Source organism: Streptomyces sp. NPDC093018 (assembly GCF_040684035.1).
Lineage (GTDB): Bacteria > Actinomycetota > Actinomycetes > Streptomycetales > Streptomycetaceae > Streptomyces > Streptomyces murinus.
Window position 1 is genome coordinate 40,405 of sequence record NZ_JBFBFF010000028.1, and the last position, 19,000, is coordinate 59,404.

At 70.3% G+C, this 19,000-nt stretch carries 17 protein-coding genes and 1 pseudogene; 6 read left to right on the top strand and 12 right to left on the bottom strand.

Going from position 1 to position 19,000, the window contains the following annotated elements; all coding sequences use genetic code 11:
- Positions 1-42: 42 nt before the first annotated feature.
- Together AB0N90_RS36390 and AB0N90_RS36395 are read right to left on the bottom strand one after the other, a co-directional pair.
- Entirely contained in the window at positions 43-1,074 is a 1,032-nt protein-coding gene (locus tag AB0N90_RS36390; RefSeq protein ID WP_365203614.1) for a glutathione S-transferase family protein, read from the bottom strand.
- Positions 1,075-1,733: 659 nt separating this feature from the next.
- On the bottom strand, positions 1,734-1,865 hold the full coding sequence (locus AB0N90_RS36395; RefSeq protein WP_365203642.1) for a hypothetical protein: 132 nt from the start codon (positions 1,863-1,865) through the stop codon (positions 1,734-1,736).
- Here AB0N90_RS36395 and AB0N90_RS36400 point away from each other — a divergent pair.
- The 4 genes and pseudogenes from AB0N90_RS36400 to AB0N90_RS36415 all read left to right on the top strand — a co-directional run.
- Positions 1,864-2,046: pseudogene (locus AB0N90_RS36400) on the top strand (hypothetical protein); the annotation flags it as partial. The gene AB0N90_RS36395 and the pseudogene AB0N90_RS36400 overlap by 2 nt on opposite strands.
- A 253-nt stretch (positions 2,047-2,299) precedes the next feature.
- Entirely contained in the window at positions 2,300-3,139 is an 840-nt protein-coding gene (locus AB0N90_RS36405; protein ID WP_365203616.1) for a hypothetical protein, read from the top strand.
- Positions 3,139-4,116 (top strand): hypothetical protein, encoded by a 978-nt coding sequence (locus AB0N90_RS36410; RefSeq protein WP_365203618.1) that lies wholly within the window; start codon positions 3,139-3,141, stop codon positions 4,114-4,116. The genes AB0N90_RS36405 and AB0N90_RS36410 overlap by 1 nt, the downstream gene beginning before the upstream one ends.
- Positions 4,113-4,682 (top strand): hypothetical protein, encoded by a 570-nt coding sequence (locus AB0N90_RS36415; RefSeq protein ID WP_365203619.1) that lies wholly within the window; start codon positions 4,113-4,115, stop codon positions 4,680-4,682. Before AB0N90_RS36410 ends, AB0N90_RS36415 begins: the two co-directional genes overlap by 4 nt.
- A 56-nt stretch (positions 4,683-4,738) precedes the next feature.
- On the opposite strand, the gene AB0N90_RS36420 is transcribed toward AB0N90_RS36415, so the two are convergent.
- From AB0N90_RS36420 to ssd, 8 genes are all read right to left on the bottom strand, one after another.
- Positions 4,739-5,308 (bottom strand): DUF6262 family protein, encoded by a 570-nt coding sequence (locus tag AB0N90_RS36420; protein WP_365203622.1) that lies wholly within the window; start codon positions 5,306-5,308, stop codon positions 4,739-4,741.
- Positions 5,305-7,836 (bottom strand): tyrosine-type recombinase/integrase, encoded by a 2,532-nt coding sequence (locus tag AB0N90_RS36425; protein WP_365203624.1) that lies wholly within the window; start codon positions 7,834-7,836, stop codon positions 5,305-5,307. Before AB0N90_RS36425 ends, AB0N90_RS36420 begins: the two co-directional genes overlap by 4 nt.
- Entirely contained in the window at positions 7,833-8,879 is a 1,047-nt protein-coding gene (locus AB0N90_RS36430; protein WP_365203640.1) for a tyrosine-type recombinase/integrase, read from the bottom strand. Before AB0N90_RS36430 ends, AB0N90_RS36425 begins: the two co-directional genes overlap by 4 nt.
- Before the next feature lie 196 nt (positions 8,880-9,075).
- Positions 9,076-9,276 carry a DUF4244 domain-containing protein gene (locus AB0N90_RS36435; RefSeq protein ID WP_365203626.1) on the bottom strand — a complete coding sequence of 67 codons (201 nt, stop codon included), beginning with the start codon at positions 9,274-9,276 and terminating at the stop codon, positions 9,076-9,078.
- 13 nt (positions 9,277-9,289) lie between these two features.
- Positions 9,290-10,066, bottom strand: a complete 777-nt coding sequence (locus tag AB0N90_RS36440) for a type II secretion system F family protein (protein WP_365203628.1) — start codon at positions 10,064-10,066, stop codon at positions 9,290-9,292.
- Positions 10,067-10,082: 16 nt separating this feature from the next.
- Positions 10,083-10,946 (bottom strand): type II secretion system F family protein, encoded by an 864-nt coding sequence (locus AB0N90_RS36445; RefSeq protein WP_365203630.1) that lies wholly within the window; start codon positions 10,944-10,946, stop codon positions 10,083-10,085.
- A complete protein-coding gene (locus AB0N90_RS36450; RefSeq protein WP_365203632.1) occupies positions 10,939-12,339 on the bottom strand; it encodes a TadA family conjugal transfer-associated ATPase in 1,401 nt (466 codons plus the stop codon). The genes AB0N90_RS36445 and AB0N90_RS36450 overlap by 8 nt, the downstream gene beginning before the upstream one ends.
- Entirely contained in the window at positions 12,336-13,433 is a 1,098-nt protein-coding gene (gene ssd / locus AB0N90_RS36455) for a septum site-determining protein Ssd (RefSeq protein WP_365203634.1), read from the bottom strand. Before ssd ends, AB0N90_RS36450 begins: the two co-directional genes overlap by 4 nt.
- 616 nt (positions 13,434-14,049) lie before the next feature.
- On the opposite strand from ssd, the gene AB0N90_RS36460 reads away from it, so the two are divergent.
- The gene (locus tag AB0N90_RS36460) at positions 14,050-14,880 is read left to right on the top strand and encodes an HAD family hydrolase (protein ID WP_128791060.1); all 831 of its coding nucleotides are present in this window, start codon (positions 14,050-14,052) and stop codon (positions 14,878-14,880) included.
- A gap of 426 nt (positions 14,881-15,306) precedes the next feature.
- Here AB0N90_RS36460 and AB0N90_RS36465 read toward each other — a convergent pair whose 3' ends face one another.
- Positions 15,307-16,122 (bottom strand): oxidoreductase, encoded by an 816-nt coding sequence (locus tag AB0N90_RS36465; protein ID WP_361683720.1) that lies wholly within the window; start codon positions 16,120-16,122, stop codon positions 15,307-15,309.
- Positions 16,123-16,223: 101 nt separating this feature from the next.
- Between AB0N90_RS36465 and AB0N90_RS36470 the strand changes: the two genes are divergently transcribed.
- On the top strand, positions 16,224-17,234 hold the full coding sequence (locus AB0N90_RS36470; RefSeq protein ID WP_361683718.1) for an ATP-binding protein: 1,011 nt from the start codon (positions 16,224-16,226) through the stop codon (positions 17,232-17,234).
- Positions 17,235-17,265: 31 nt separating this feature from the next.
- Here the strand turns inward: AB0N90_RS36470 and AB0N90_RS36475 are convergent, their stop codons facing one another.
- Complete coding sequence (locus AB0N90_RS36475; RefSeq protein WP_361683716.1) at positions 17,266-18,537, bottom strand: hypothetical protein; 1,272 nt, start codon at positions 18,535-18,537, stop codon at positions 17,266-17,268.
- Positions 18,538-19,000: the final 463 nt, after the last annotated feature.

The following is a 19,000-nucleotide window of genomic DNA, read 5'->3' on the forward strand; positions in this document are numbered from 1 at the left end:
GAAAAGGATACTCCGACTGTCCGAGACGAGATTTCAACGAGCTCAGAACGGACTCTCCGAGAAGTCGATCGCAGTGTCGAATACATTCGATGGGTGCAGCGAGCTGAACAGGTCCGCAATCTGCTCCAGCGCTACTTCCCGAGGAATTCCGGAAAGCTTGCTATAGGAACTCGCGATCTCGTCCTGACCCACCCCCTGCCGGGCAAGCGAGAATATCGTCCTGGCCGACTGGTTGGAGAGTTCGTGGTACATGTCCGTCTGCCAGTTGTTGATGATCGTGGCGTTCTCGTGCACGCGATAGTGCGCGGCGATCCAGGCCGGGCTGCCAGGGGGGTGCGATGCGATCTCGCGGTAGGGCTGCCGCGCCTCGTCGAGGTGCCGGGCGACCGAAGGCCTGGTGAGAATCCGGTCGAAGTACTCGCGCACTCGCCGCGGCAGCGGCTCGGCCACCAGTTCCCATCGGGTGATCTGCTGCACGATGGGCGCCAGCATGGCGTCGGCCAGGCTGAAGTCTCCAAAGAGAAAGAGCCCGGAGGACTCTTCGAGGCACCATGCGACGTTCTCGGCGATCCACTCGGCTTGCTCGCGGGAGTGGCGTGAGGGCTCGCCTGGGAGGCGGGTGCGGAGCGATTTGGCGTACGACGCGTCGTGCAACAGGGGGCCGAGGTCCGCGTGAACGTGCAGCGCGAAGTTACGAATGTCCGTGCGGACCCTCGTCTGGCCGCCGAGGAGTCGCGGCGAATTCTGATACTCCTCCTCCAAGTACTCGGCGATTGCAATGGCGTCCGAGGCCACCGCGCCGGTGCGGTCGTCGATGAGGGTGGGCACGCGGGAGAGGCGGCCAGCCAGGCTGGCGTCCCAGCGACCGGTGTGCTCGATCCGTCGGATCCGCTCGGCGGGTGCACTACACCCGCCGCCGGCTTCGCGGTAGCTCATCGACGGCTCGTACTCCATGGGCCAGTCGAGCTCAATGACCAGTTCGTCGAAGTCCAGACACTTCTCGGCGAGGATGATTCTTCCGCGCATGGACCAGGAGGAGAAGTGCCGGTCACCTGTCAGGAGAACTAGAGACATTTCCTTGCCTCCGATGGTGCGGAATCGGGCGCCGCCGGCGGTTGATTTCCGCCGACGGCTATCCCGAAGTTACACAGATTAGTCGCACTGACTGGTGCGCAGCTTGGCGGAACGCACCGCCGGCGCCTCGTACTCGCCGGACTCGTTCTGGGTGTTCACGGTGTCAGCCATGATCGCCTCCTGAATAGATCCGTACCCGCCGCGGATCGGGCGGCTCCAGGGAACTTAGAGGACGCCCTACGGCGGGTCAATGGCACCCGCAGGTATTTCCATAGATAAAATGGTCGAGTGTTCAACTGTTACCGGAAGTGAACAGCCTTGCCGAGCAGCGCTCACGAACGACCGTTCAACCGCCACCGAACGCCTTCCCCCTCCCCGGCCACGCGCGCAACTGGCTGCTGCCTGCGCCGCCACGCTCCGAGGCTGCCGGACGGCTGGATCGAGCACACCAGCATGGCGGAGGCCAGGCCGCGTTCGCCCTGCCCGCGGCCTGAGCCTCGCGTACGCCGGGCCCGGGCAGGCCGGTGAACGGAGGGGCAAAGCCCCGCCCGGGCCCTGTGTGCGGCCGTGATGCTGGCCGCCATGACAAGCACTGTGGGCAGACGAGAACCCCAGAACTCCCCCAGATATTGGGGTGTTGCGCTTCCCCGCGGCTCCCGCTACGCAGGGAAGCCCGGATCGCGCAGATTCGCCATAGTGGGATCGGCCTTGATCTGCTTTGCGCTCCGCACCGCACCGAGCGCTGCGGCCGGCAGCTCGTCCGGCCACTCCTCGGGCTCGACCATGGTCAAGCCCGGCTCGGAACTGAAGCAGGAGTTGGAAGGCAGTGCCCGCAAGGCGCGGCTCCTGGACCAGTGCGTCCCTGCGGAGACTGTGCGGGTGGTGACGGATGGGAGGGTCGTCGTAGATATCGCCTGTGAGGTCGCGGCTGCTGCGGGCTGGCCCGGGTGGCACTCCGTGACCGGACCGTGATCGAGTCGGCAGGCCGGGTTCTCGCCTGACAGGCTCTGCAAGAACGGAACGGGCCTGGGTTATCCAGGACAGCGCGTGAGGCGCCACATCCCCGGCACGGGTGAAACTCAGCCCTGACTTGACGGCCCAACCGCGCTGATCAGCGCCGGTGAGCGTCAACGCGGCACATCTCAAAGCACCACGGAAGATCAAACGGTACGCGTCCATCTGACTACTGTGTGCGCTCGTCTTATCGGTTCAGTGAGGAATCCGTATGAGCTACACAGACCAGGACGTGCACGAAGGGCGCCGACTGATGGACGACGGCCGGGAGAACCGGCTGGTGATCGGCGACAAGCTGCTGTCCGTCACGGCGGCGGGACAGGACAGCGCCTTCGACCGGTACTGCGACGAGATCAGCCTGAACCCGCGGACCGCCCGCCAGTACCGTCACACCGCCCGCATGTGCACCCCGCCGGTGCGGCAGCTCGTGGCCGACAGCGGCGTCCACGTCAGCTACAGCGCGCTTCGCGAGGGGGCCCGCCTGGCGCCGTCCGGCAAGCCGTACGACGAGGGCTACGGCACCCTCCGCTCGCTGCTGGAGCAGGCGCGTGAGACGGGCGCGGGCCGTGTCAGCGTGCCCCAGTACCGTCGTGCCCTGGGGACGGAGCCGGCCTTGCAGGACCTGCTGGACCCCTCCAACGGCACAACCCTGGCCGACTATCTCGGCTCCCTGCCGCCCCAGGAGCGTGACCAGGCTCTTCGCGACCTGGTGGAGAAGAAGGCGGAGGTGCACGACGCCCTCAAGCGGGTCATGGACGAAAAGCGCCGCCGGGACCGCGAGACCCGCGGCCCGGGGTGCAATGGAGGCAGGCCCGACAAGGCCGCGGCCGTGGCCCGCGACCTGGTGCGGCTCAGCGACCAAGGGGCCGCCTTCATGAGCCGCTACCCACCCTCCGCCTCGCTGGCCTTCACCGAAGAACAGAAGGTCGCCTGCAAGCAAGTCCTGGGGACCCTGGACGTCCTCGCCACCTGGATCAGGGTCAGGGTCCTCGACGACGAGCCGGCCGCTGCTGACAGCCGGGCCGAGACCCGCGACCTGGTGGGTGTGTGATGGAGCCGGCCGCAGACGACGGCGAAGACCGCCTCAACGCTGACATCGAAGAGTTCGCCACCCACGACCGCAAAGGCGGCTGGGCCCGGGCACTGCTGATCGCCCGCCGCGTCAATCCACGCGAGGGACAGGGCGAACGTACGGACGAACAACCTTGGTTCGGCCGAACCAGAGTCTTCCGCCGCATCAGCGCACGGGAGTTCGCCCGACGGTCGAACACCACCCACAAACGCGTCATGGCCTTTCACGAGGCATGGAAGCGGGCGGCTGCGGACGGCGTTGTTCCGCCGGTCCACGACCTCACGCCCGGCGTCCACGTCGACCTGCCGGATGAGGATGAGGTGCCGTTCTTCGGGGAGCACGGCTACTACCGCAGCTACGAGGCCCGTATGAACAACGGCGAGCGGCGGCAGGCGATCGAGCAGGAGGCCGAACGGGCGGGCATCAAGCCGGGCTCCCCGGTCTACGTAGCTCAGCAGCCGAAGGCTCTGAAGACCGCGATCCTGGCCGATCCCACCACTCGTGCCGTCGCCCTGGAAGCGTTGGAGGAGTTCGAGCGTCGTGAGACACGAGCGGACCTCGAAGACCGTGCTGCAGCCCGCCAGGCGGCCGAGGAAAGCGACCGCGAGTTCGACGCCGCGGAAGCACACGCCGACCAGGAGGCCCGGGACCCGGAAGCCCTCGAAGTCGAGCGGGCGGTCCGCACCACATCGCGGGAACAACCCGACCCGGATGTGGCCCTGCAGGTCTTCACCGAGATGACCGAGGTCCGCCTCGCCACGCTGCGGGCACTGTCGCTGCTGCAACGCCACCAGGTGCAGTTCACCAACGACCGCAGCCGGGCCATCGCCGACCTGTGCACCGCGTCAGAGGCGGCCATCGCCTTCATCCGCGACCTGGCCGGCGGCCCGTACACAGCACTGAACGACGACGCTCTGCAGGCGTTCCTGGACGAGAGTGAGAAGAAGCTTCGGTGAGCCCCAAACGCGACAACGACACCCCCTCCCGGCTGGAGCAGGACGCCATCGACGTCCTACTGTGGCTCGGGCCCAACGCGGGCCGTGAACTGTCCTACGCGGACATCTCCCGCGGTACCGGCATTCCTGAGCGTCGCCTGCGGCGTGCGGTGCCGAAGGCCCGCGCTGCTGCCCACGAACTCGGGCACCGGCTGGAGCAGTTCATGCCGTCGCGCGACCCGCTCAAGCGCGGTGCGAGGGTGACCCGGTTCCACAAGTCCGGCCAGGGCGACGAGTTCGGCGCCCGGGATGCGTTGCTCGCCTGCCGCAAGGCGGTGGCCTACATGGGCGACATGCACCGGGCCTGCTCGTTCGAGGCCCATAACCCCAACAGCCTTGATCGTGAGGCGTTCGGGCAGATGGCGGATGCGGCCGAAGGCGGCATCCGGACCTTCAGCGGTGTGGAGAGGCTGGGCAGCAAGGTCGTCCAGAACCAGGGGACCATGCGCCGCCAGGCCGAGCGGATCGCGGACCTGGAGGCCCAGATCGCCGAGCTGACCTCGGGCCCCTCCGCCGCCTCGGCCTGACCTTCCCCGATGTGCCCGGCGGCGACAGCCGCCGGGCCGCCCCGTTTCGCGCCGGGTCAGGTGCGGTTGATCCGCTTGAACATCTCCTTGCCCGCGGTCCGTGCGGCGGCCAGATCGTCCTCGGCCTCGGTGAGCCTGCGCTTGAGCTCATCGCGTTCGGCGCGTATCTCGTCGCGTTCCAGAGCGGTCCGTTCCACGGCCGCCAGAAGCTCGTTGACCCGCGCGGTCAGTTCCTTGGTCCCGGCCTGGTCGAGCTGGGCGCCCAGCGAGCGCTGGACGGCCTTCTTGAGGCGGTCGCGTTCCTCACGCAGGGCCTTGTTCTCCTCGCGGACCAGGGCCAGGTCGGTGGCCAGGCTCGCCGCGGAGGCGTCCCGGCCGGCCTGCTTCGTGCGGCGGTCGGCCCTGGCCTGGCTCTTCATGGCGGCCTCGATGTGCTCGCGCACCCCTTCGGCGTAGACGAGCCACCTGGACACGCCGGCGGTGCGGGCGACGGCGAGGAAGGTGACCGTCTCGCCCTTGGCCTTCATCGCGTCCACCGTGGCCAGCACCGTGGCCCGCTTGGTCTTGCTGTCCTTCTTGCGGGTCTCGCGCAGCACGTCGCCGGGGGTGCGTTTCGCCTCGCTCACGCCGTGCTCCCGCCCCGCTGGCCGGGGAAGCCGGGCATGGGCAGCGACACCGTGCCGTGCCCCTGGACGGCCCGCACCTTGCGCAGGACGGCCGATGCCTGATCGACCTCGTCCCGCTCGTCCTGTCCCATGGTCTCCATCAGCTTCCGCAGCGTCTCGACGGTCCCCTTGAAGGCCGTGATCTGGTCGTCCAGGTTCCTCACCACGAACTCGTCCGCCTCCATCATGACCGCCATCTCCTTGTCGGCCTTCAGCGAGCGGATGTGGTCCTCGATGACGGGCAGATAGGACGGGTCCGGCCGGTAGAAGGGGCAGGCGGCGCACTGGAAACGGATCGGACACGCCTTTCCGCCCGCCTTGACGTTGGACGGTTCGGTACAGTTGCCGAACGGTACCGCCACCGAGCGGGCCTCGTACGCGGTCGCCGAGGCCATCGGCGCCGACTTGCCCCTGCGGTCCACGGTGTGCAGGCGCATCACGTTGACCGCCTCCCGCTTCCGCTTGTGACTGATCCGGTAGTACCGCTGAGTGGTTTGCATGGATTTGTGGTCCATCAGCTCGCGCAGCACCTCGATACGCACCCCGGCGTCCGCGTAGCGCTGGCAGAACGAGTGACGGAAGGCGTACGGGTAGATCAGCGAGCGGTCGAACGGCACCCGGTCGCCGTTGCGGTCGAACTCCTCGGACAGCAGGACGGGGACGCTGTCGGCCCACTTGCGGATCACCGCCGCGATCTGCTCGGACCCCAGGTGACGGATCTTGCCGTTCTCACCGGCCGGCGGGAACAGGAACCCTTCACTGCCCGTGGGCAGGTCGAGCGTGTCGCGCACGGCCCGCCAGGTGCGGATGGTCTCCACGGTGTCGCGCTCAAGTTCCAGGCGCCGGTTCAGGCGCCGTCCCTTGCGGTTGTCCCAGATCAACAGCCATTCACCATCGGCGTGTTCGAGGCAGTCCGTCCGCAGTTCGGCGATCTCATAGGGGCGCCGGCCGGTGTCGCGCAGCAGCTCGTAGACCGCGCGGGCCATCGCCTGGACCTGCTCGGGCGTCATCTTCCCGTGCGTCATGCCCTGGCCCAGCAGGTCCACGTGAGTGTCGAGTTGGGCGATGACCGACTCGGGCAGGGCCTTGCCGACATCGTCCTCATCGACCTCCTCGGTCTTGATGACGTGGCTGGAGTGCCGCGCGAAGCTCGCGGACATGCCGTCCAGGTGTCCCGCGGCCCGGTTGTAGTCGAGGATCTTGAAGAAGAACGACAGCAGGGCCCCGCGCTGTTTGCTCGACATGGCCCCGCCGTCCAGCTTGGGCAGCACCCGGAAGGTGTCGACCACGGCGTTCATGTCGGCGAACACCAGCTTCGCCGGGTCCATGCCGCCTCCGGGCCGGGCTTCCAGGGCCCGGGAGACCGCCGTGCACACTCGCAGCCCGCGTCTGGCCTCGGTGGTGTTCGGCTTCGTCTCGGCGATGAAGGTGACCAGGATCTGCCGCAGCCACGGCTGGCGGATGTCCGTCACGTCCAGGCCGAGCGGCCGTTGGGTGGTGCCCCCGCGCAGGCTCTTGACGCCGAGTTCGGACAGGTCCAGCACGTCCCTGCTGGTCGGGTCGACGCCCTCGAAGCGGTCGAACGCCGAGCGCAGGACGCGGTGCGTCTCCCGAACCAGCGCGTCCACGTTGGTCTGCGTCCCGCTCGGCAACCGCCCGGTCTCGGCGGTGGCGATGGAGTCGACCCGCTCCGCGAGGTGCGCGACCGCCTGGCGGACGGCCACGGGGTCGATCTTCTGGCCGCGTTCGTCGCGCTGCTGCAGCGCGTACAGCATCTCCAGGCGGGCCACCGGGTGCAGAGGGGTCAGAGAGAACTGGTGGACGTTCAGGAACGGTGCCTGGCGGTCCAGCCATGCCGAGGTCGGCGCGGACCGCCGTCCCCGGGTGGTGGCGGTGGCCTTCTTCCAGCGGTTGTGGTGTATGCCGCACAGCCCCCAGGTGGCCCGCGCGTCGTAGCGGCAGCCCGCAACACGGCAGGCGGGCGCCGGCGGGTACGGCGTCTGCCGCTCGATCCATGCCTCCAGTCCGGAGTCGGGGTCGCGCTGCAGGTCCCTGTGCCGAAGTGTGCCGTGTGCGTTGCACAGGCCCCACAGGACCGAGTCCCTCGGGCACCCCGCAACGCGGCAGTCGGCCCGTTCACCGGAGATCACCCGGTTACGGTCCGGCACGTGCGCGGCCTTGAACTCCTTCAGCCCCAGACTGCTGTCCCGGTGGGCCTTCTCGCAGGTGGCACACAGGCCCCGCCGGGTGCGGGTAAGTGCGTCGCAGGCGGCCACATCACACCGGTAGACGGCTGTGCCCGCGTGGTCGACGTCACCGGTGAACAGGCGGGCGTCATCGTCCCATTCGCCGGGCCGCCAGCCGGACTCGATCCGCTCGCGCAGCCACGCGGGCCACTCGGTAAGGACCTTCGGCGGCAGACCGTCAGCCTCCTGGTCGGCGTCCCGCCCAGGGCGGTGAAGCGGGACGACGTTGCCGGACACCGTCACTGACGGGCTTCCTTCCGCTTGGCGGCCACCAGCTTGACGGCATCGCGTTTGTCCTGGTCGGTTGCGTGGGTGTACGGGTCCATCGACTGCGGCGACTGATGTCCGGCCATGTTCTGGGCCACATCCCGCGGCACCCCCGAACGCAGCCACCGGGTGATCGCCGAGTGCCGCAGCATGTGGGGGCGGGCACGAAAGCCAGCGCGGGCCGCGAGCCGCTTGAACAGCTCATACGTGCTCGGGTACTTCATCGGCTCGCCGAGCGGGGCGCGGAACAGGTTCACGAACACCATGTCGCAGGCCTCGGCCTCCGTAACCGCGTCGCGCTCATAGCGGTAGGCGGCGTACAGCTCCACGGTGTCGGCCTCCACCGGAATCCACCGCGGATAGTGCGACTTGGCATAGGCATTGTTGCTGTTCAGGCGGCGCCGTACATGCACGTGCGGACCGGCGACCCGGCAGCCCAGCAGGGCCGAGTCGGGCAGGAAGTGCATGTCCTCGCGCCGCAGCCCCAGGCCCTCGCCGATGCGCATGCCGGTGACCGCCAGCAGGGCCACCAGGAACCGGTCGCGGGCGTGCGTCGTGCAGCCGAGGACCTTCTCGATCTGGTCATCGGACAGCCACTCGTAACCCGGCACCGCGACGCGGTACTTGATCCGTCGGGCCTGGATCGTACGGTGCTGGCCGTCCTCGCCCGGATCGAACCCGGACGGGGCATAGTGCAGGAACTTCGGCTGCACGAGCTGGCTCACCACACTCGCCGGCACCCAGCCCTGAAGCGCGGACCACGTCAGGAACTCCCCGACCGACCCCATGATCTTGTTCGCCGTGCCCTTGTCCCTGAAACGCGGCTCAGGGTTCGGACGGCGCCCCCTCGGCGGCAGCGGCTCATCGACCAACCACCGCATCATCGCCATCAGTTGAGCCAGGGAAGGGCGCGTCCAGTCGACCGCGTTCTCAGTGCAGTACGACAGATACAGGGCGATCCGACCCGCGTACGTCCGCTGCGTGTTGTAGGCCCGGTCGTTGCTCTTGAGCCCTGCCAGCCAGGCACACGCCTCGATGTGCAGCTCGAAGGCTTCGTTGACGACGACCCAGTACGTGGAACCGTCCCCCGATATGGCTCGCTCGGCTCGGTAGTGCCGGCACAGGACAGCGGACGTAACCAACTTGCCTTACACCCCTTGGATACCGTTAAGGCAAGTACAGAAGTTCCTACTTGCCTTACATGCCTGACGCTATTCAGAAACCCAAGATAACGATGATCCCCATCGCGTACTCGGAGGTCACCATTCCGGAGTCCCGACGGCATGCCCTCCGCACCCCGGCCAGCGCTTCGACGATCTTCTTCTTCATCTCAACTCCCATGACTTCTGGCTTAGTTCGCATGTCTTCCATCCTCTTTCCGCCTGCTTTTCCGTTCTTCTTTTCCGTTTTGGGCATCCGTCGCCTTTCCTCACCTCCCCGCCATCACCCCGCCCGCCAGCCCGATCACCACGGGCAGCACTCCGATCGCGACGAAGGCGGGCAGGAAGCACAGGCCCACCGGCGCGGAGATCAGTACGGCCGCCCGCCGGGCCCGTGCCGTCGCGGTGCGGCCCCATTCCGCGCGGGTGTCCGAGGCGATGCGGGCCACCGGAGCGGCGGCGGGCAGTCCCGACTCGCCGGCCCGCTCCAGCAGCCGCGCCAAGGCGCCCGCACCCGGCAGCGCGGCCAGTCCGCGCCACGCGTCCGCCGGGGTGCCCCCGAGCCGTATCTCCGCCGCGCCCCGCGCCAGCGCCTGTCCGACGGGTCCGCCCAGTGCCTCCCCCACCGCCTGTGCGGCGGCCACGGGTCCGGCACCGGCCGCGATGCAGGCCGCCAGCAGGTCGGCGGCGAGCGGCAGTTGACGCGCGGCCTCGGCGGTGTCGACGGCCGCCGCCCCGCCCGCCGCCCGGCTCACCCGCAGGCGCCAGAGCACGGCGCCGGCACCGAGCCCGAGCAGCGCCCCGACGATCCCGCCGGCCAGCACCCACACCCCACCCGCCGCGCCCACGGGCGGCAGCCATCGCCGTATCGCGCCCATGACCGCCGACGGCGCTTTCTCCGGCCCGGACTTCGGCCCCAGCAGTCCGGCCGCCCGCTGCCGCGCCCGGCGTCCCCGCCGGACCGACACCGCAAGCCGGCCGCCCCAGCCGAGCGCCACCGCCACGGCCACGGCCGTCCCCAGCCTGTGCACAACATCCCCGCTCACGTCCTCACCCCTCCGTTCATGTCCCCGCCCCCGCTCCCCGCACGATCCGCGCCGACCACCACAGCCCGGCCGTCTCGAACACCGCGCCGATCAGCAGGCAGCCCAGGCCGGGGCCGCTGTGCAGGAGGACCCGGAGCGGGTGGGCGCCCATGGCCGCGCCGAGGAGGAGACCGAGGGCGGGGAGGGCGGCGAGCAGGACGGCGGTGGCCCTCGCACCGGCCAGCTGGGCACGCAGGTCGGCGCGTTGGTCCCGTTCGGCGCGCAGGGCGCCGTCCAGCCGGTCGAGGCCGGCCGCGAGGCCCGCGCCCTGGTCGACGGCCACCCGCCAGCACGCGGCCAGCCCGAGCAGCCCCTCGGCGCCCGGCTGCCGGGCCGCCGTGGCGAGGGCGCCGGGCACATCCCCGCCGAAGCGGGCCGCCGCGACCACGGCCGCCTGTGCCTCGCCGAGCCCGCCCGAGTCCTGTGCGGCCCGCAGCAGCGCCTCGCCCGGCTGCCGTCCGGCCCGCACCTCACCGGCGAACGCCCCGCACAGGGTGATCACCTGGTCCACCCGCCGCTCCCGGGCGCGTCTCACCTCCCCGGCCTGCCGCACCCGGCGCAGCACGGGCACCCCGGCCGCCCCCGCGACGACCGGAATCACCGAGCCGCCCAGCAGCGCGAGCAGCAGCCCCGCGGCCAGGGCCCACCACTCGGCCCCCCAGCGGTCACGCAATCGCCGTAACACCGAGGCGAGTTGATCCTGGGCCGACGGCCCGGCCCCGGGCCCGCCGCCCCCGGCCAGCAGCAGCCGCGCCCGCCGCGCCCCGTGGTGCCGCTCGCACAGCAGCCACCCCAGCGCGGCCAGGCAGATCAGCGCGGCCCCCATCGACATCTCACCCATCACCTTCGCCACCTCCGAACCCACGACCACCGCCATCCCCGAACCCACCACCTCGGCCTACCTCGAACCCGCCACCTCCGCCGCCCCCGGACCCACCACCGCCGCCATCCCCGAACCCGCCACCTCCGTCACCCCCGGACCCATCACCCCGGCCGTCCCCGAACCCGTCACCTTCGTCACCGCCCCGTCCACCGGCTTCGCCACCACCACCGGTCCCGTCCGTGAACTCGCCCGGCCCACCCAGCAGTCGGGCGAGCCGCTCCCACCCCTCCTGGCGGACGAACGCCCGCTCCCCCCACCGCAGCGCGGGCACCGTCCGCACCAGGCCCATGGCGTCCCGCTCCAGGACGTGCACCTCCGCGATCCGGCGCCGGCCGGAGCGGTCCCGCACCAGGTGGAGCACCACGGACAGGGCGGCCGCCAACTGGCTGTGCAGCGCGGCGCGGTCGAGGCCCGCGGCCGTGGCCAGCGCCTCCAGGCGGGCCGGGACGTCCCCTGCGGTGTTGGCGTGGACCGTGCAGCAGCCGCCCTCATGGCCCGTGTTGAGCGCGGCGAGCAGATGGACGACCTCGGGTCCGCGCACCTCTCCGACGACCAGCCGGTCCGGCCGCATCCGCAGGGCCTGGCGCACCAGGTCCTGAAGGGTGACCAGGCCCGCGCCCTCCTGGTTCGCGGGCCGGGTCTCCAGCCGGACGACATGCGGATGGTCGGGTCTCAGCTCGGCGGAGTCCTCGGCGAGCACGATCCGCTCGGCGGCGCCGACCAGGCCCAGCAGGCCGCTGAGAAGCGTTGTCTTGCCGCTGCCGGTGCCACCGCTGACCAGGAAGGACAGCCGGGCGGCCAGCAGGGCGGCGAGGATCCGGTCGCCACCGGGCGGGACCGTGCCGGCCGCCACCAGTTCGGCGAGGGTGAAGGCCCGGGGCCGTACCACCCGCAGGGCCAGGCAGGTGCAGCCGACGGCGACCGGGGGCAGCACGGCATGCAGCCGGGTGCCGTCGGGAAGCCGGGCGTCCGCCCATGGCCGGGCGTCGTCCAGCCGGCGTCCGGCCACCGCGGCCAGCCGCTGCGCGAGGCGTCGTACCGCCGCCGCGTCGGGGAAGGTCACCGGCGTCAGCTCCAGGCCGCCGCCCCGGTCCACCCACACCCGGTCGGGCGCGGAGACCAGCACGTCGGTGACCTCGGGGTCGGCGAGCAGCGGCTCCAGGGGCCCGCTGCCGACGAGTTCGGATCTCAGCCGCTCGGCCACCCCGAGGATCTCGGCGTCCCCGAGCACCCGCCCCTGTGCGCGCAGCGCCTGCGCGACCCGTGCCGGGGTGGGTTCGGCACCGCTCTCGGCGAGCCGCCGGCGCACCCCGTCGAGCAGGGCGGCCTGGCCGGGCGTCTCGAAGCTCATCGCGCGCCCCCGGACTCCACCAGCGCCCGCTCCCAGAACCCGGTGCAGAACCGGGCCAGTGGGCCGCGCCCGCTCGCGCCCGGCGGTCTCCCGCCGCTCCTCGGCCGCAGCAGCCCGGGTTCCACCGGCACCTCCCCCGCGAGCGGCAGGCCGAGCAGGCGGGCCACCTCGCGGTCGTCGAGACCGGGTGCGTACGGACCGCGCACCGCGATCCGCAGATCGCGGACGGCCATGCCGACGGCGGCGGCGATCCGGCCGGCCGCGGCGACCGCCCGCAGCTCGGCGGGGACGACGAGGAGGGCCAGGTCGAGCTGGGCGAGGACCTCGCCGACCCCTTCGTCCAGGCGGCGGGGCAGATCGACCACGACGGTGCCGCCGCGGCGCCGGGCGGCGGCGAGCACCGCGCGCACGGCCTGGGGCGGCACGGCGACGCAGTCGCCCCGGTCCCAGCTGAGCACCCGCAGGGAGTGCAGCGCGGGCAGCGACTCCTCCAGGGCGCCGCCGCCGACCCGGCCCCGGGAGGCGGCGAAGGCCGGCCAGCGCAGGCCCTCGGCGCCCTCGCCGCCGAGCAGCACATCGAGCCCGCCGCCGAGCGGATCGGCGTCCACCAGCAGGGTGCGCAGCCCCTCGCGGGCGGCGGTGACGGCCAGCGCGCAGGCCAGGGTGGAGGCGCCGGCCCCGCCCCGGCCGCCGATCACACCGACGGTGAGGGCCGGGCGGCCGACCCCCTCGGCGACATCGGCGATCCGGTCGACCAGCCACTGCTCGCCCTCGGGGAGGATCAGGACATGGTCGGCGCCGATCTCCATGCCGCGCCGCCACACGTCCGGGTCGTCCTGGTCGCGGCCGATCAGCACCACCTGGCGCCGGCGCGCGGCCCCGAGCAGCCGATGGGCGGCGTCGTCCCCGACCAGCACGAGCGGGGCCGCCGCCCAGGTGTCCCCCTGGTCGGGAACGCCGTGGTGCACCTCGGGGGTCGCGCCCGCGGCCGCGCACAGCCGCAGCAGATCGTCCAGGAGCGCGGCGTCCTCGGTGACGATGAGCGGACTGCCGCCGCAGGCGGGTGGCGGGTCATGGGTGATGGTTCCGGACACGGTGTTCCCCCTTCGCCGCGCGGCCCCCTGGCCACGCGATTTCCCGACATCTGGAGAACCGGTGGACGGCTTCCATATGAACGGCGACATGAACGACGACATGAACGACGAGATGAAGGCCGACCGGAATCGGCCATACGCCTCCCGCGAACGGAACCGGCCGTGAACTCGCCGCGGCGGGAGTGCGTGGGAAACACGGTGCGGCGATCCGCGAAATAATGTGGATCTTGGTGGAAAACCGTGGACAACTCAGGCCCTGTGAATAACTCCGTCACCCGTACCGGTGACGCCGGTACCGACCCCTGTGCGGCATCCACAGCGCAGCCCTACGATTACCCGCAGTAACGAATCATGGGCGCGCGGAAGCGACGGTCACGACGCACAGGCGCCGGCCGCTCGGCCGTACGAGGGAAGGAAAGAGGCGGGAAAACCCGTCCGGACATGCGACGACCCCCGCCGGGGGGGAGAGCGGGGGTCGTCCCCACGGCCGACTCGGGGGGGGGAGGAGCCGGACCGGGTTAGCACGGTCGCGAACGATCCGTGACTTCCATGGTGTACCCGAGAGCCTTCTCAGGCAAACCCACGCGCCCCACCTTACGCCGAATGGTGGGCGCCTATGCTCAGGGACGTGGAAAACCACTCCTTGCCTCGCGCGGCGGCCTTCTTCGACCTGGACAAGACGGTCATTGCGAAGTCCAGCACACTCACCTTCAGCAAGTCCTTCTACCAAGGCGGGCTGATCAACCGCAGGGCCGCGTTGCGCACCGCCTATGCCCAGTTCGTGTTCCTGGCCGGCGGTCTGGACCATGACCAGATGGAGCGCATGCGCGCCTATCTCTCGGACATGGTCCGGGGCTGGAACCAGCAGCAGGTGCGGGAGATCGTCGCCGAGACCCTGCACGACCTGATCGATCCGATCATCTACGACGAGGCCGCCTCGCTCATCGAGGAGCACCACACGGCCGGCCGGGATGTGGTGATCGTGTCCACCTCGGGCGCCGAGGTGGTCGAGCCGGTCGGTGAACTCCTGGGCGCGGACCGGGTGGTGGCCACCCGCATGGTCGTCGGCGAGGACGGCTGCTTCACCGGCGAGGTGGAGTACTACGCCTACGGTCCGACCAAGGCGGAGGCGATCAGGGAACTGGCCGTCTCCGAGGGCTACGACCTCGACCGCTGCTTCGCCTACAGCGACTCGGCGACCGATCTGCCGATGCTCCAGGCGGTCGGGCACCCGCACGCCGTCAACCCGGACCGGGCGCTGCGCCGCGAGGCCGTCGCGCGCAACTGGCCGGTGCTGGAGTTCCGGCGCCCCGTCCCGCTCAAGAAGCGGCTGCCCACCCTGTCCGTACCGCCGCGCCCCGCGCTGGTCGCGGCGGCGGCCGTGGGAGCGGCCGCGGCGACGGCCGGACTCGTCTGGTACGCCAACCGCCGTCGCGGCACCGCCTGACGGGCCCCGCCCGGCGCCCGCACGCACCACCGCACGCCCGCACCACCGGACGCCCGCCACCCGCCACCAAGGCCCGTTTCACCCCCTTCGCCCCTGCTCGCGCCGGAAAGTAAAGAAGTGCGAGCAGGGGTTCCGCTTGTCCCCACCGCGCGGTACAAAGAAAGCAGCGGCCCGCGCGACCATGGACATCCGAGAGGATCCCCAGTCACTACGCATTTGGCCCACGGACCACTGCATGAACACCGGGCACCCACGCGACGTCGACCCGTCGAATACGGGCCAGCCGCACCAGGTACGGGCAAAGTCCCCGTCCTGATGGGCGAGTTATCGAGGACGCTTGGTAACCCGGTGCTCATGCCAGCGGCGGTACGAGAACTCGTACCGCCGCATCTCTGTCCGCACCCCGGTGCGAAACCTCGAAGGACCTCAGGCCGCGCCGCGCTGAAGCGCCTCGCACACCGCCGTCGACTCCCGCGCCCCGAACTCGACCGCGCGACCGCAGTGCGCGATCCACGCCGCCATGCCCTCGGGAGTGCCCGAGACATAGCCCTCCAGTGCCGCCAGGTACTCCGCGCGCCCCTGCTCCGCGTGGCCGACCTCGGCCGGGCAGACCGCCTTCGGGTCCAGGCCGCTGCCGATCAGCACAATCCGCTCGGCGGCGCGCGCGACCAGCCCGTTGTGCGAGGTGAAGGGGCGCAGCGCGAGCAGCTCGCCGTGCACCACGGCCGCCGTCACCAGGGCCGGGGCGGAGCTGCCCGCGATGATCAGGTCCGCGAGGCCGTCCAGCCGCCCGGACACCTCCCGCGCGTCCGGCAGCGGCAGCTCGATCAGCGGCTCGTCCACCGCCTCACCGGCCTGGCGCGGCCGGCCGACCCGGCTCTCGTCGCTCGCCGCGGCCACCAGGTGCAGCCGGGCCAGCACCCGCAGCGGTGACTGCCGCCAGATGGACAGCAGTTGGCCCGCCTCGGCCGTCAGCCGCAGGGCCGCGCCCATGACCCGCGCGTCGTCGTCGGTGCCGAAGTCGGTGCGCCGTCGTACCTCCTCCAGCGCCCAGTCGGCGCCGGACAGCGCCGCCGAGCCGCGGGCGGCGCGCAGGGCCGCCTCGGAGGTGACCGCGTTGCTGCGGCGGCGCATGATCCGGTGCCCGTAGACCCGGTCCACGGCCTTGCGCACGGACTCCACGGACTCGGCCACGCCGGGCAGTGCGCCCAGGGCCGCGAGCGGATCGGCTGTCGTACTCATGAGTACGACAGTACGCACCCGATCGGCAGACCCCTCGAAGGAGTGGTCTTCTTCACTCAACCATGCCACCTACAGCTATCGCACAACTACGCTTGGTGAACATGAAAATTGCTTTCGTCGGGAAGGGCGGGAGCGGCAAGACCACGCTCTCCTCCCTTTTCATCCGCCACCTCGCCGCGTCCGGGGCCGCCGCCGTCGCGATCGACGCGGACATCAACCAGCACCTCGGCCCCGCGCTCGGCCTGGACGAGGCCGAGGCCGCCGCGCTGCCCGCCATGGGCGAGCGGCTGCCGCTGATCAAGGACTATCTGCGCGGCAGCAACCCGCGCATCGCCTCCGCCGCCACCATGATCAAGACGACCCCGCCGGGGCAGGGTTCGCGGCTGGTGCGGGTGCGCGAGCCCAACCCGGTCTACGACGCCTGCGCGCGTCCGGTGGAGCTCGACGGCGGCGCCGTCCGTCTGATGGTCACCGGCCCCTTCACCGACGCCGATCTCGGTGTCGCCTGCTACCACTCCAAGACCGGAGCGGTGGAGCTGTTTCTGAACCACCTGGTCGACGGCCCCGACGAGTACGTGGTGGTCGACATGACCGCGGGCTCGGACTCCTTCGCCTCCGGCATGTTCACCCGCTTCGACATGACGTTCCTCGTCGCCGAGCCGACCCGCAAGGGGGTCTCCGTCTACCGCCAGTACAAGGAGTACGCCCGGGACTTCGGCGTCGCCCTGAAGGTCGTCGGCAACAAGATCCAGGAGCAGGACGACATCGACTTCCTGCGCGCGGAGGTCGGGGACGACCTGCTGGTCACGGTCGGGCGCTCGGACTGGGTACGGGCCATGGAGAAGGGCCGCCCGCCGCGGTTCGACCTCCTGGAGGAGGCCAACGCCCGTGCGCTCGCGACCCTTCGGGCCACCGCCGACGCCACGTACGAGCGGCGGGACCGGGAGCGCTACATGCGCCAGATGGTGCACTTCCATCTGAAGAACGCCGAGTCGTGGGGCAATGAGCGCACCGGGGCCGACCTGGCGGCGCAGATCGACCCCGGCTTCGTGCTCGGCGAGGGCGTCGAGCACGAAGCCGGGGTCGAGGCGGGCGTGTCGACGCCCGCCTGACAACTACGGCCCGACGACTCCCGCCCGGTGTCTACCCCTTGACGGCCGGCGCCCCGGGGACTCCCTTGGGCGCCGGGGCCGGGCGGCCGGAGAGGTAGGACGCCCAGCCCTGCTTGGGCGCCTCGCCCACCTTCAGGCTCCGCAGTTTCTCCAGGGTCTTGGGGTCCTGGGCGTCCAGCCAGTCGGCCAGTTGATGGAAGGAGACACAGCGCACCTCGGGCTTGCCGCAGACCTTCTTCACCACGTCCTCGACGGCGCGCATGTACGTGCCGCCGTTCCAGGACTCGAAGTGGTTGCCGATGACCAGGGGCGCGCGGTTGCCGTCGTAGACCCGGTCGAAGCCCTGGAGGAGGCTGTCGCGCACCTGGTCGCCCCAGGTGCCGAACTGGTCGGGGTCGCCCTGGGTCTTGGTGCCCGACTGGTTGATCATGTAGTTGTAATCCATGGTCAGCTCTTCGAAGTTGTGCCCGGGGAAGGGGACCAGCTGCATCGAGAGGTCCCACAGGCCGTCCTTCTTCTTCGGCCAGAGCTGGTTGTCGACTCCGCTGGAGTCATAGCGGAAGCCCAGCTGGCGGGCCGCCTGCACGAAGTTCTTCTGGCCCTCCAGGCAGGGGGTACGGCCGCCGATCAGCTCCTTGTCGTAGTCGAAGGGCAGCGGGGCCGCGTTCTTCATCCCGGAGTTCGTCTTCCAGTTCTCCACGAACTGCTTGGCCTGGCTGATCTCGCTCTTCCACTCGTCTACCGACCAGGTGCCGACCCCGCCGTCGGGCCCGCAGAAGTGGCCGTTGAAGTGGGTGCCGATCTCGTTGCCGTCCAGCCAGGCGAGCCGGGCCTGCTTGACGGTGTCGCTGATCCCCTGCTGGTCGTTGAAGCCGATGTCGGAGCTGCCCGGCGAGTGCTGCGGGGGCTTGTAGAGGTCGCGTTTGTCCTCCGGCAGCAGATAAACACCGCTGAGGAAGAACGTCATATTGGCGTTGTTCTCCTTGGCGACCTTGCGGAAGTGCGAGAACAGCTTCTGGCTGTCCTCGCCCGCGCCGTCCCAGGAGAAGACGACGAACTGCGGGGGCTTCTGACCGGGCTTCAGCCGCTCGGGCCTGGGCAGATGGGGCTGCGTACCGGTGTACGCGGTCGATCCGTCGCCGAGCAGCCGGAGCACGCTCTTGGGCGCGGGTGCCGCGGGCGCCCCCTTCTGCGGGCCGGACGTCCCCTCCCGCGCAGCATGGGTGCCGCTCCCGCACGCCGCGAGCGAGACGGCACAGGCCGCGGCGACCACGCCGACGGCGATCCTCTGGTTGGCGGCCATGTTCCGCCCACCTTCTTCCTTCTCTCAGACGAACGCTGACGAGGGTTTTTTGTGGTGATCCGCCGGGTTTGAACCGACGGCACCGCCCAAGATCACACGGGCCCGAGGAGGAATGAGGATGACAAGCCGATCAAATGACTTATTCACCACTCCGAGGGATCGACTAGGTCATTTGCCCCGAAAAGGAATGAATGATCTTTACGTGGCATTACCGATCCTTTACGAATCGTTACTCCACCCCTTCCCCTCTCGATCACATAGGTCTAAACCAATTTCTCCGACGACCCTTGTCACCGCCCCCTCACGTCTGATGAGCTGTGGCCTGGGACACATCGGACACCTTGAAAGGCGGATGTCGTGAGCAATGAGAGCCTGGCCAACCTGCTGAAGGAAGAACGCAGGTTCGCGCCCCCCGCCGACCTGGCCGCACACGCCAACGTCACGGCGGAGGCGTATGAACAGG